Here is a 12,263-nt window from a genome sequence, read left to right as displayed (position 1 = left end):
GTGCGGGCCCGGCACGGGCGAGAGGCGGGTCACGCCGGCGCCGGGCATCACGCGGCATCGGTGGACCACGACGCCCACCACGACCTCGCGCGGGAGGCGGCGGAGTCCTCGATCGTGCTGCTGACCAACGACGGCGGCCTCCTTCCCCTCTCACCGGGCACCGGTGTCGCGGTGATCGGCGCCTTCGCCCGCGAGCCGCGTTTCCAGGGCGGCGGTAGCTCGCACGTCACTCCCACCCGGGTCGATGTCCCACTGGCGGAGATCCGACGGATCGCCGGGGACGGCGGGGTCACCTACGCCGCGGGCTTCGGGGATGGTGACGACGACGAGGACCTGCTTCTCGCCGAGGCGGTGGCCGTCGCGTCCGAGGCCGAGGTGGCCGTCCTCATGCTCGGGCTGACCGACGACCAGGAGTCCGAGGGCGTCGACCGCCAGCACATCGACCTGCCCCGAGACCAGCTCCGACTCCTCGACGCGGTCGCCGCGGTGCAGGACCGGATCGTGGTGATCCTGTCGGCCGGATCCGTGGTGGACCTGTCCCCCGTGGTTCCCCACGCGGCGGCGATCCTGTCCGGGGCGCTGCTGGGACAGGGCGGGGGCCGCGCGCTCGCGCGGGTGCTCTACGGCCACGCCACCCCGTCCGGACGGTTGGCCGAAACGATCCCGCTGCGGATCGAGGACGCGCCCAGCTGGGACAACTTCCCCGCCGAGGACTCACATGTGCGGTACGGGGAGGGCATCTTCGTTGGCTACCGCGGTTACGACCACAGGCGGCGGGAGGTGCGGTTCCCCTTCGGCCACGGCCTGTCGTACACGACCTTCGCCTACCGGGCCCTGACGGTCGTCGCCCGGGAAGAGGGACGGGACGAGGGGCGGGACGAGAGGTGGGACGAGGGGTGGACGGCTCGGGTGGAGGTCCACAACACCGGGTCGTACCGGGGGCGCGAGGTCGTCCAGATCTACTCCTCGCTACCGGCCTCGATTCGCACCCGGGCGCCACGGGAACTCGTGGGATTCGGCCATATCGACCTCGAACCCGGGCAGCGCGGAGAGCTCGAGGTGCAGATCGAACGCAGGGACCTGACCTACTGGGACGAGCCGGCCGGGAGCTGGCTGGTGGAGGGTGGCGAGTACGTCTTCGCGGCCGCGGCCTCCAGCCGGGACCTCCGGATCGAGGTCACCGTGCCCATCATCGGGGACCCGCGCCCGGTCCGGATCGACCTCGAGTCCACGATCTCCGAGGCGAGGGCGGACCCCGACGCACGACTGATCCTCGACGAGGTGTTCCGCCCGTTCGCCGCGAACGCCGATGAGGCGAGCGACGCTGTGGGGGCCTCGATCGAACAGCTGGTGGGCTCGATCCCCGTGGGCCGGATGCTCTCCGGTTTTCTGGGAATGGACCGGGAGTCGGTGGCGGGTATCGCCGAGCAGCTCACCAGGATCGACCGGTGAGCGCGGTCCGCGCCGGCTCCTGCGGCGCGCGGCTGGCTAGTCGCCCTGGCCAGCCTCTTGACGTCTGTAGTGCAGCAGCGCGGCCCCGTTCTCGAAGGCGCGGTGTTCCACCAGCTCCAGGTCGAGCTCGGCACCCGGGGGCAGCGCACGGAGGCCGCCACCCACCACCCTGGGGACGATGAAGAATCGGAAGTCGTCGACCATGCCGGCGCTGATCGCCTCGGCCGCCGTGGTGGGCCCGAAGATCTCGACCTCACCCTCGGCGTCGTCGACGATCTGTTGGAACCGGGCGAGGTCGAGGCGCGGCAGCAGTCGGTCCCGGTCGGACACGAGGTCCGCCTCGGTCATCGTCGAGGACACGGCGATGCGCGTCAGGTCCTGCCAGCGGCGAGCGAACTCGTGCTCGTCCGGGCTCCAGGAACCGTCTTCGGGGGGAGTCTCCCAGTAGGTCATCAACTGGTAGGTGTTCCGCCCTAGGACCTCGTGCGACACCGAGGTCATGCGTTCCACGTGAAACCTGAACAGGTCCCCGCCAGGCGCGGTCCAGTCGAAGTCACCGTTCGCGTCAGCGGCATAGCCGTCGAGCGAGATGGTCGCGGTATAGCCCAGCGTTCCCATGGTCGTCCTCCGCTGCTCGCGAGGTGGCGGTAGCGGAAAGCCTAACGCCGTGCCGCGGACCACCGCACCCTTTCTCTCTGACCGCGCAGCAGTGCCGCGATCGCGGGTGTCAGTCGAGTTGGCGACGCATGACGATCCGGGGGAAGCCCCCCGCCACCGACGTCGTATCGGCGACCTTGACGAATCCCGCCTGCTCGAACAGGGAGCGGAACCCCACGAAAGCCATTGTCAGGTTGACCTTCTCCGCACCGTTGTCCACGGGCACCGCCTCGACGGCGGGTGCGCCGTGGTCGCGCGCGAACTCGACCGCACCCTCGACCAACTCCCGCGCGACCCCCTGACCCCGGTACCCGGGGCGGACTCGGATGCAGAAGATCGACCACACGGGTTGAGAGTCGACGGTCGGCACCACTCGTGATCGCGCGATCGGCAGGTCGCGGCGCGGAGCGACTCCCGCCCACCCCACGGGTTCCGATCCGAGGTAGGCGAGCACTCCCGGTGCGGTGTCCCGCCCACACAGGTCGCGGACGTAGTCCCCGCGGGCGGGACCCGCTAGCGAGTTGTTCGTCGTGGAGTCCAGTCGGTGGCTGAGGCACCAGCACACCGTGGCGTCCGGGTTCTTCTTCGGCCCAAGGAGAACAGCCACATCGTCGAACCGCTCAGCCGGGCGCACCTCGATCATCGCCACGCCACCACTGCAGAAGGTGTCATAGGGGCCATCCTTGCCTGAGGTGCCAGGTTCTCGGGTGTCGAATGTGAAACCAGTACCTGTCCACCGCGTCAACACCCCAAGGTGGCGTCCAGATCGAGCCACGCCAGGCGGAGCACGCGATTCAGCCGAGGTGCGCCGTCTCGTTGACCGACTGCACGATCATCCGGCCGGATTCCATGACCGCGAGTCGACTGACCGATGTGTAGGCCGGGTTGAAGAAGAACGGGGAGGGGGCCGCGAGGATGTCGGCGAGCAGAGTGTTGATCACGCCACCGTGTGACACCAGGACCGAGAGCCCGCCCGAGGCAGCGACGGCCGCGTCCATCACTGCGCAGCGCATTCGCTCCGCGGCCTCGCGCCGGTCGTAATCGGGAATGAAGTCGCCGTAGCGCCCCTCGGCGAATGCCCGGCCCTGGGCAGTCGCCGCGATCTCCTCGGGAGTCGCATAGACCTTTCGGTCGCTGTCCCACTCCCGCAGTCGGTGGTCCACTCCGACGTCCAGCCCGAGGGGTTGCGCGGCATACCGGGCGGTCTCGAGCGCACGCGTGTATGAACTCGAGATCACCTGCATGACCGGCAGACCGCTCAGCCAGTCACCGAGCTGCCGCGCCTGTGCGATGCCGTCCGGACCGAGTCCTGGATCGGGCCCCGCCGGCCCGCCCGGCAGCCCATGCCTGACCAGGATGATCTTGCTCGCTGCGGCGACGGTCTGAGGTCGGTCGACGGCGTCGGTCATCGTCCCCGTGGGTGCCTCAGAGGACACCGGAACCGGTGAGTCGGTCACGAGTCGTCCTCCCCCGCAATGGCGAAAGGGACGCCCCGCAGGTGCGCGGTGTCGTTGACGGAGTCGACCACTGTCACGCCGGAGTCGAGGCGTCGAACCCGGGCGACGCTGGTGTAGGCGGGGTTGTGCCAGAAGGTCTTGGGCATGGCGAGCACATCGGCGAGCGCAGCGTTGAGGACACCGCCGTGGGCGACAGCCACCACTCGACCAGTCCGATGGGTGTCGAAGAGCTGCTCGAGCGCCGCACGGGCACGACGTCGGAACCGGGGAAGGTCCAATCCCGGTACGTACTCCTCGTATCGCCCGGTGCTCACTGCCCGGAGGCGTGGATCGTCGGCCCCCATGTCCTCGATGGCGGTGTAGTCCTCCGGGCTGATGTCATCGTCCCACTCACGGAGACCATCGAGAACGTAGTCGACCCCACGCGAAAGCTCGCCCGCGAGCACCTCGGCAGTCTGCCGGGCGCGGGCATACGGACTCGTGACCACGGCGTCGATCTGCTCCCCGCGGAGCCAGGTCGCGAGACGCCGGGCGTCAGCGATGCCCTCGGGAGCCAACTCCGGGTCTCGAACCCCGGACACCGGCTGGCCGTGTCGGACGAACAACACCTCGATCATGTGCGCCACACCCTCCTTCTTGCTGTCAGCCCGCTATAGTGCGTTCGGAATCCCAGTACGGAGCCCGTAACGCCTTCTTGTCGAGCTTTCCCATCGCATTGCGGGCGAGCTGGTCAACCACGACGTAGTGCTTCGGGCACTTATAGGACGCCAGCGTCTGTCTCGCGTACGTCCTCAGATCGTCGACGTCGACGACGCGGCCCGCGACGGGAACGACGAGCGCCAGGAGAGCCTCACCGAGGTCGGTATCCGGGACCCCGATCACGCCGACCTCCGAGACATCCGGGTGGCCGGACAGCACCTGTTCGCTCTCCGCGGGGTAGAGATTGACGCCCCCGGAAACCACCATGTCGGACACTCGATCGGTGATGAAGACGTACCCCTCGGCGTCGACGTGTCCGACATCGCCCAAGGTCGCCACGCCCGGCAAGATGTACGCCTTGGCCGTCTTCTCCGGGTCGTCGTGGTACACGACCTCTCGACCGGGCGGGGTGCGGAAACCGAGGATGCCGGTCTCTCCCGCGCCGAGCGTCTCGCCATCGGCGCCCACCACGACCACCTCGAACGGCTCGACCACACGGCCCACGGACCGGGGATGATCGAGCCACTGCGTCGAGTCGATTTTGCAGACGGTACCGATCTCGCTGCCACCGTACGATTCGACGAGCACCGGACCGAACCACTCGATCATCGCGCGCTTCACGTCTGCTGGGCACGCCGAGCCGGTGTGAGCTACAAGGGTCAGCGAGGAGACGTCGTAGCGGTTGCGAGTCTGCGGATCCACAGCGAGCAGGCGCGTGAAGTGAGTGGGCACCATGAGAGTCGAGGTGACCGAGTGGGTCTCGATCAGCTCCAGCGCCCGCTCCGCATCGAAACGGCCCAGGATCACCACCGGCTGACCGGACAGTAGATGCCTGATCGAGGTGAGTGGACCGTTGTGCTGGAGCGGGCCAGCCACCAGATGGGCGCCCGGCGGGTAGCCGGATCGCCGGGCTATGCCGGCTTCGAACTCGGCAGCCGAGGATGCAGGTGTAGGCAACCAGCGGACCTCGGTGCCCCGTGCCCGCCCAGTCGTCCCCGACGTGTACACGAGGGGGGGTCGGGCCGGACGCTCCGCGAGATCCCCGGGTTCGGCGCCCCCTCGCGAGAGGGCGGCGTCCCACGTCAGTAGTGAGGCCGACGATGAGGCAGCCTCCGAGACGTTGTGAGTGATCATCGTGTTCAGACCGGCCCGGGTAGCAGCTTCCGAGGCTGCCCCGACACCACCCGGACCAGTGACCACCGCCACACAACCCGAGTCCAGAAACTGGTCTGTCATCTCGCGAGCGGTGAGCTGCCGCGAGATAGCGACCGTGCCCACGCCTGCTCCGATCGCCGCCACGTGGGCGAGGAGGGTCTCCACACGATTCTCCCCGACGACGGCCACCCGCTCATCGATCCCCGACGCGGTCTGTCGCAGTGCGCGCGCCAGTCGATCGACTACCGACGCGACATCGCCCCAGCTCAAGACGGTGGTGTCGTCCACCAGCGCGACGAGGTCCGGCTCGGCCGTCGCCCGATCTCGAATGTGGTCGAGCATCAGGTCCACTCCTTCTGAAAGGCATCTATGCGAACTATGGTCAGCGTAACTGAATTCCAAGTCAAGTAACATTGGGCATTGACCTAGACCGGTGGGGTAACTTTATAGTGATTCTACTAACAGTGAGCAACAGCGGCGACTGAGACCGTAGCCGGGATCGACACGGTTCTGCGGTGCGACGCCACCCTTGCACACCGTCATCGACAGAGAGGTGGACGTGGTGACCACGACCGAGACCAGCGCCCCGAACGGGGACACGGCCGACGGGGCGGCCCGCCGCCCGACCAGTCCGGCCGAACCGACACCCAGCAAGGAGGTCGTCCTCGATCTCCACCGGCGCATGGTGCGCATCCGTCAGTTCGAGACGGAGGCCGGCAGGCTGATGGAAGGCGGGCGTCTGCCCGGGTTCCTCCATCTCTACGTCGGCCAGGAAGCGGTGGCCGCCGGTGCGATGAGCAATCTCCGGGACGACGACCAGATCTCCTCCACCCACCGTGGCCACGGACACGCCGTCGCGAAGGGCGCACAGTTCCGACAGATGTTCGCGGAGCTCTTCGGACGGGTGGACGGGTACTGCAAGGGCCGCGGCGGATCGATGCACATCAACGACCTGTCGATCGGCATGCTCGGCGCCAACGGGATCGTCGGCGGCGGTATCCCCATCGCGGTCGGAGCCGCGTTCGCGGCGAAGTACCGCGGGGACGACTCCGTGGCGATCCCGTTCTTCGGTGACGGGGCCAGCAACATAGGGGCGTTTCACGAGTCCGCCAACCTGGCCGGCATCCTCGACCTTCCCGTGGTGTTCGTCTGCGAGAACAACGGTTACGCGGAGTTCACCGCGCTACGCGACCACATGAAGCTCGAGAACGTCGCCGATCGTGCCGCCGCCTACGGGATGCCCAGCGAGATCTGCGACGGGATGGACGCGATCGAGGTGCGCGCGGCGGTGGGTCGAGCGGTGGAACGCGCTCGAGCCGGCGGCGGACCGTCAATGGTGGAGGCCAAGACGTATCGGTACTACGACCACCAGGGCGTGAAGGGCCTCCGGAAGGCCTACCGAACGGATGACGAGGTGAAGGCCTGGCGGGAGCGGGACGCGATCAAACTGCTGGAGGCGCGTGCAACCGCCGAAGGCCTGGTCACCGAGGCCGAGTTCGCCGAGGTCTGGACCGAGGTCGACGCCGACATCACCGAATCCGTCGCTTTTGCCGAGGACAGCCCCTTCCCCGATGTCGCCGACATCGCGCTGAACGTCTACACCGTCTGATCCGGGAGTTCGAAATAATGTCCATATCAGCAGAACTGACCACGGAGCAGGCGGCGGAGTCCACCAGGTCCACGACCTACGTCAAGGCCTTCAACGAAGGCGTGGCGCAGGTGATGCGCGAGGATGAGGACGTCTTCGTGATCGGCGAGGACGTCGCCGCTTACGGCGGCGTCTTCCACATGTACGACGGGCTTCTCGCAGAGTTCGGCCCGCGGAGGATGGTCGACACTCCCATCGCGGAGATGGGCCTGATCGGCCTGGGCGTGGGTGCCGCGGCCCGGGGACTCCGGCCGATCGTCGACATCATGTTCATGGACTTCCTTGCAGTGGCCCTCGACCAGGTCGTCAACCAGGCCGCCAAGATGAAGTTCATGTTCGGCGGCGAGGTGAAGGTGCCCATGGTCATCACCGTGGCCTACGGAGCCGGTGTGAGCGCCGGCGCCCAGCACTCGCAGAGCCTGGAGACGTGGCTCGCGCACACGCCCGGACTCAAGGTCGTCATGCCGTCCAACGCGCAGGACGCCAAAGGCCTGCTGGTCTCCGCGGTCCGCGACGACAACCCTGTCGTGTTCATGCTCAACAAGGTGTTGCTCGGCTCGCGCGGTGAGGTGCCCGAGGAGATCTTCGAGATCCCCATCGGTGAGGCCTCGATCCCTCGCGCCGGTGACGACGTCACCATCGTCGCCTTCGGCCGAATGGTCCAGGAGGCCCTCAAGGCCGCGGACGCACTCGAGAAGGAGGGGGTCTCGGTCGAGGTCATCGACCCGCGGAGCGTCCAACCGCTGGACACCGCCACGATCGTCGACTCCGCGCGGAAGACGAACCGCGTCCTCGTCGTGCACGAGGCGGTCACGTTCGGTGGCATCGGCGCCGAGGTGTCCTCACAGATCCAGGAGGAGGCGTTCGATTACCTGGACGCGCCCGTGCTGCGCATCGGGGCTCCCTTTTCGCCGGTGCCCTTCAGCGCGCCGCTGGAGAAGGCCTACGTGCCGGACGCCGAGCGGATCGCAGCAGGTGCCCGCCGACTCATCGAGAGGAACTGACCGTGGCCTTCCAGATCGTGCTGCCCAAACTGGGGCTCACCATGCAGGAAGGGGTCATCGGTGAGTGGGTCGCCGAAGCCGGCCAGCAGGTCGCCGAGGGCGACACCCTGTTCCGGGTGGAGACAGACAAGGTCGAGGTCGATGTCGAGGCGGAGGCCGAGGGAGTACTCGCCACCGTCGCGGAGGCCGGGGCCGTGCTACCGGTCGGGACACTGGTCGGATGGATCCTCGCGGACGGTGAAGCGGTGCCCGACGGCGCCTCATCACCGACCTCGTCACCGACCTCGTCACCGACCCCGGCACCGACCGACGATCGGAGTGCGGTGGATCCGGCGCCGACCCCCGGGCCGGGGACACCGGCCCCTGACCTGAGCGCCTCCGGTGAAACGACGCGCCTGAAGGCGTCCCCCAACGCCCGGCGTGTGGCCACCGCAGCCGGCGTGGACCTCACCCGGATCACCGGCACCGGACCGGGCGGGCGGATCGTCTCCGAGGATGTCGAGGACCACATCGCGGCGCCGGCGGCGACCACCCCGGTGCCCTCGGGTATGGATGAGCAGACCGGCACGGGCGCCGCGTTCGTCGGGCCTCTGGTCAGGAAGCTGGCGGCCGAACTAGGCGTGGACCTCACCCGCGTGCCCGGCACCGGGTCCGGAGGTCGGATCATCCGCTCCGACGTGGAGCGAGCGGCGTCGGGCGGCGCGGTCGATACGTCGTCTGCCAGCACCGACAGGGCGCAATCTACTCGGTCGACTCCGTCGGCCGGCGACGTGATCCCACTGCGCGGCATGCGCGGTGCGATCGCCCGGAACATGATGGAGAGTCTGCACACCACGGCGCAACTGACCCACGGTTACGAGGTGGACGTCACCGCCCTCGTCGCCGTCCGCGCTGCACTGAAGATCGAAGCCACCCACACGTCGCAGCAGGCTCCGAGCCTCAACGACTTCATCGTGCGGGCGGCCGCGCTCGCCCTGCGCGAACATCCACTGCTCAACGCCGGGATCGTCGATGACGAGATCGTCCTGGCCGAGCGCATCGATGTCGGAATCGCCGTCGCCGTCGACGGTGGATTGATGGTTCCGGTCGTCCGTTCCGCAGACGAGCTTCCGGTATCCGCCCTCGGCGCCACCACACGGCGGTTGGCCGGTGCCGCACGGTCGGGACGGATCTCCCCGGCCGACCTCGAGGGAGCGACCTTCTCGGTGAGCACCCTCGGCGCATACGGAGTGGACTTCTTCACGCCCGTCATCAACCCCGGCAACGTCGCCATCCTCGGCGTCGGACGAGTCAAGGACGGCGTGCGCTGGGACGGGGACACACCGGCGCGGACCCAGGTACTGACGCTGAGCCTGACGTTCGATCACCGGGCCGTCGACGGTGCGCCGGCGGCGGAGTACCTCCGCACGGTGGGTGACATCCTCTCCCGGCCGCTGTCGTTGTTGGCCGGAGGCTGACCGATGGCGCGCCTACTCGTCGAGGACGGACTCTTCGCCGGCACCGACCCACCTGTCCTCGCCGGGTCGCGGTGTTCGTCCTGTGCGACCGTCGCCTTCCCCGCGACGTCGCGGTGTCCCGGGTGCGCGGAAACCATGGTCTCGCGGATCCCGCTTCCGACCCGCGGGACGGTCTGGACCTGGACAGACCAGCGCTTCGCACCAAAGCCGCCGTATCAATCCCCGGCCGAGGGGTTCGCGCCGTTCGTGGTGGGTTACGTCGATCTCGGTCCGGTTCTGGTGGAATCGCGGCTCACCGGCCCGGTCGCGATCGGTGACGAGGTCGACCTGCGACTGCTCGATCTCGACCACGGGATCACCGGATTCGGGTTCCAGAGGGTGGAATTGTGACCGGTCCGGGAGTGTATGTCGTCGGCGCCGGGATGCATGCGTTCGGCCGACACGGCGACGAGATCAGTGGAATGGACATGGGCGAGCTCGCCCTGCGCGCCGCACTCGACGATGCGAACCTGAGCTGGGAGCAGATCGATGCAGCGGTCGGCGGGAGCAACGTCTCCGGGAAACCGGACGCGCTGGTCTCCAGACTCGGCTTGACCGGCATTCCGTTCACCACCGTCAAGAACGGGTGCGCCACCGGCGGTGTCGCGCTCTCGACGGCATCGGACATGATCCGGTCCGGCCGGGCGGACATCGTCGCGGTGGTGGGTTTCGACAAACACGATCGTGGCGCATTCGGCTCCGATCCCGCGGCGTACGGGCTCGGTTCCTGGTACGCACAGTCCGGGATGATGGTCACGACGCAGTACTTCGCGATGAAGACGCGGAGGTACTTCCATGTCCACGGTCTCGACGAGTCGCTCCTCGGCGCGGGCGCGGAACGAGCTTTCAGCAACGGGGCGGCGCATCCGATGGCGTGGCGACGCACGCCGCTGACACGGGATGAGATCCTCGCCGCGACACCCGTGAACACACCGCTCACCCAGTACATGTTCTGCTCGCCGGGCGAGGGGGCCGTGGGACTGATCCTCGCGTCCGGTGACCGCGCCTCTGATCTGTGTGAGCAGCCGGTGCGCCTGGCTGCGGCAGAGGTCCGTACCCGACGGTCCGGGTCGTTCGAGGTGTTCTCGCCCTGGTTGGACCCCGATCCGGTGAACAGCCCGAGTATCGACGCGTCTGCGGCGGCGTTCGCGGCCGCCGGTCTCGAACCCGGGGACGTCGATGTCGCGCAAGTGCAGGACACCGACAGCGGTTCGGAGATCATCCATCTGGCCGAGACAGGGCTCTGCCACCACGGCGAGCAGGCCGACCTGATCTCCACCGGCGCCTTGAACGTGGACGGCCTGCTCCCGGTGAATACGGATGGCGGTTGCCTCGCGAACGGCGAGCCGATCGGCGCGTCGGGACTGCGACAGGTACACGAGGTAGTCCGTCAGCTACAGCGGCGGGCACTCGGAGTCCAGGTGCCAGGGTCACCCCGGGTCGGCTTCACCCACGTCTACGGCGCCCCCGGGCTCTCGGCCTGCACGATTCTTACGGTGTGAGGAGAACACGAGTGTCAGCACCATTCGCAGCCCCCGATCCCGTTCAGCGGGAGCTCGCACGATTCCGTGTCGAGGTACGTGAGTGGCTCGCACAGGTCGCCGCGCCGCGATCCGGTGAGTCGTCGGGGGCGCCGGACCTGGCGGTGTTCCGCAACCTGTCCGACGAGGACGAGCACGCTCTGCTGGAAGCGGCGCGGACGTACCGACGTCGGCGGTTCGATGCCGGCTACGGCGCGCTGACTCTCGCGCCGGAGCACGGTGGCCGTGGCCTCCCGGCGTCCTTCGCGTCCGAGCTTGCCCGGGCCGAACTCGAGTTCGAAGTCCCCCCGTCGACCGAATTGATCAGTGTGACGACCGGCCTGGTCGGTCCGGCGGTCGCGATGTTCGGCACAGATCGGCAGCGCGCCGACTACGCCGAGCCGCTCCTGCGGACCGATCTTCTGGCCTGCCAGTTGTTCAGCGAACCAGGGGCCGGTTCAGATCTGGCATCCCTGTCCTGCCAGGCCTCTCGTGACGAGGACGGCTGGATCCTCAGCGGCCAGAAGGTGTGGTCGTCCGGTGCCCGTTTCGCCGACCTGGGAATGCTGTTGGCGCGCACGGATCCGGATGCCCCGAAACACAAGGGGATCACCGCGTTCCTGGTTCCACTTGATACGCCGGGCGTGGAGATCCGGCCGATACGCCAGATGAGTGGCGGGTCCTCATTCAACGAGGTCTTCCTCTCCGACGTGCACGTAGCGGATTCGGCGCGGCTCGGGGAGCCCGGACAGGGATGGCAGATCGCGGGCGCGACCCTGTCGTTCGAGCGCACCGCCTCCGGTTCGGTGACGCGGAAGAAGGGGGGATCGGTCGAGGAACTCGTCGCCCTCGCGCAGAGGCTGGGCGTGGGCGACGATCCGCTCGTCCGACAGCAACTCGCCGACGTCTACATCCGCGCCGAACTGCGCAAGGCCACCGCCGATCGGGTCGCCCGTGCCGCGGCCGCCGGTCGCTCGCCCGGACCGGCCGCGTCCGTGGGCAAACTCATGGCGTCCGACGTGCTCAGCAGAATCGGCGAGATCGCGTCGGACCTCCTCGGTCCTCACCTCGCCGTGGAGCTCGATCCGGATCTCTTCGCCTGGACCGAACACGTCCTCGGGAGCCCGGGCTACCGGCTCGCCGGCGGGACGGATCAGATCCAGCGCAGCATCATC

12 protein-coding genes are annotated in these 12,263 nt (G+C 68.2%); 7 read left to right on the top strand and 5 right to left on the bottom strand.

The annotated features are described in order from the left end of the window. Window positions 1-1,452 (top strand): glycoside hydrolase family 3 C-terminal domain-containing protein (locus G6027_RS06420; RefSeq protein ID WP_182636437.1); only part of this gene is annotated, 1,452 nt, incomplete at its 5' end. Between the two features lie 36 nt (window positions 1,453-1,488). On the opposite strand, the gene G6027_RS06415 is transcribed toward G6027_RS06420, so the two are convergent. The 5 genes from G6027_RS06415 to G6027_RS06395 form a co-directional block, all read right to left on the bottom strand. Next, the gene (locus G6027_RS06415; RefSeq protein WP_182636436.1) at window positions 1,489-2,070 is read right to left on the bottom strand and encodes a dihydrofolate reductase family protein; all 582 of its coding nucleotides are present in this window, start codon (window positions 2,068-2,070) and stop codon (window positions 1,489-1,491) included. A 109-nt stretch (window positions 2,071-2,179) separates the two neighbouring features. Beyond that, window positions 2,180-2,752, bottom strand: a complete 573-nt coding sequence (locus G6027_RS06410; protein WP_182636441.1) for a GNAT family N-acetyltransferase — start codon at window positions 2,750-2,752, stop codon at window positions 2,180-2,182. A 151-nt stretch (window positions 2,753-2,903) separates the two neighbouring features. Beyond that, a complete protein-coding gene (locus G6027_RS06405) occupies window positions 2,904-3,566 on the bottom strand; it encodes a histidine phosphatase family protein (protein ID WP_346995645.1) in 663 nt (220 codons plus the stop codon). Beyond that, a complete protein-coding gene (locus G6027_RS06400; RefSeq protein ID WP_182636439.1) occupies window positions 3,563-4,183 on the bottom strand; it encodes a histidine phosphatase family protein in 621 nt (206 codons plus the stop codon). The genes G6027_RS06405 and G6027_RS06400 overlap by 4 nt, the downstream gene beginning before the upstream one ends. Window positions 4,184-4,208: 25 nt before the next feature. Continuing rightward, window positions 4,209-5,762, bottom strand: coding sequence for an AMP-binding protein (locus G6027_RS06395; RefSeq protein ID WP_182636435.1), 1,554 nt, complete (start codon window positions 5,760-5,762; stop codon window positions 4,209-4,211). Window positions 5,763-5,982: 220 nt separating this feature from the next. Between G6027_RS06395 and G6027_RS06390 the strand changes: the two genes are divergently transcribed. From G6027_RS06390 to G6027_RS06365, 6 genes are all read left to right on the top strand, one after another. Further along, entirely contained in the window at window positions 5,983-7,029 is a 1,047-nt protein-coding gene (locus G6027_RS06390; RefSeq protein ID WP_346995644.1) for a thiamine pyrophosphate-dependent dehydrogenase E1 component subunit alpha, read from the top strand. Between the two features lie 17 nt (window positions 7,030-7,046). After that, window positions 7,047-8,072: an alpha-ketoacid dehydrogenase subunit beta gene (locus tag G6027_RS06385; RefSeq protein ID WP_182636434.1), complete on the top strand. Its 1,026-nt coding sequence runs from the start codon at window positions 7,047-7,049 to the stop codon at window positions 8,070-8,072. A 2-nt stretch (window positions 8,073-8,074) separates the two neighbouring features. After that, window positions 8,075-9,529, top strand: a complete 1,455-nt coding sequence (locus G6027_RS06380; RefSeq protein WP_182636433.1) for a 2-oxo acid dehydrogenase subunit E2 — start codon at window positions 8,075-8,077, stop codon at window positions 9,527-9,529. Window positions 9,530-9,532: 3 nt separating this feature from the next. After that, the gene (locus G6027_RS06375; RefSeq protein WP_182636432.1) at window positions 9,533-9,919 is read left to right on the top strand and encodes an OB-fold domain-containing protein; all 387 of its coding nucleotides are present in this window, start codon (window positions 9,533-9,535) and stop codon (window positions 9,917-9,919) included. Beyond that, window positions 9,916-11,070, top strand: a complete 1,155-nt coding sequence (locus tag G6027_RS06370; protein WP_182636431.1) for a thiolase family protein — start codon at window positions 9,916-9,918, stop codon at window positions 11,068-11,070. Before G6027_RS06375 ends, G6027_RS06370 begins: the two co-directional genes overlap by 4 nt. Before the next feature lie 11 nt (window positions 11,071-11,081). Further along, on the top strand, window positions 11,082-12,263 hold a 1,182-nt coding region (locus G6027_RS06365), incomplete at its 3' end, for an acyl-CoA dehydrogenase family protein (RefSeq protein WP_182636430.1).

Source organism: Dietzia sp. SLG310A2-38A2 (assembly GCF_014145095.1).
In the GTDB taxonomy this organism is placed as follows: Bacteria; Actinomycetota; Actinomycetes; order Mycobacteriales; family Mycobacteriaceae; genus Dietzia.
Note: the sequence above shows the minus strand (reverse complement) of the source record. Positions and strands in the feature narration are given on the sequence as shown.

Coding starts and splice junctions, on each gene's coding strand:
- G6027_RS06415 (WP_182636436.1), bottom strand. CDS start 2,070: ATGGGAACGCTGGGCTATACCGCGACCATCTCGCTCGACGGCTATGCC.
- G6027_RS06410 (WP_182636441.1), bottom strand. CDS start 2,752: ATGATCGAGGTGCGCCCGGCTGAGCGGTTCGACGATGTGGCTGTTCTC.
- G6027_RS06400 (WP_182636439.1), bottom strand. CDS start 4,183: ATGATCGAGGTGTTGTTCGTCCGACACGGCCAGCCGGTGTCCGGGGTT.
- G6027_RS06395 (WP_182636435.1), bottom strand. CDS start 5,762: ATGCTCGACCACATTCGAGATCGGGCGACGGCCGAGCCGGACCTCGTC.
- G6027_RS06385 (WP_182636434.1), top strand. CDS start 7,047: ATGTCCATATCAGCAGAACTGACCACGGAGCAGGCGGCGGAGTCCACC.
- G6027_RS06375 (WP_182636432.1), top strand. CDS start 9,533: ATGGCGCGCCTACTCGTCGAGGACGGACTCTTCGCCGGCACCGACCCA.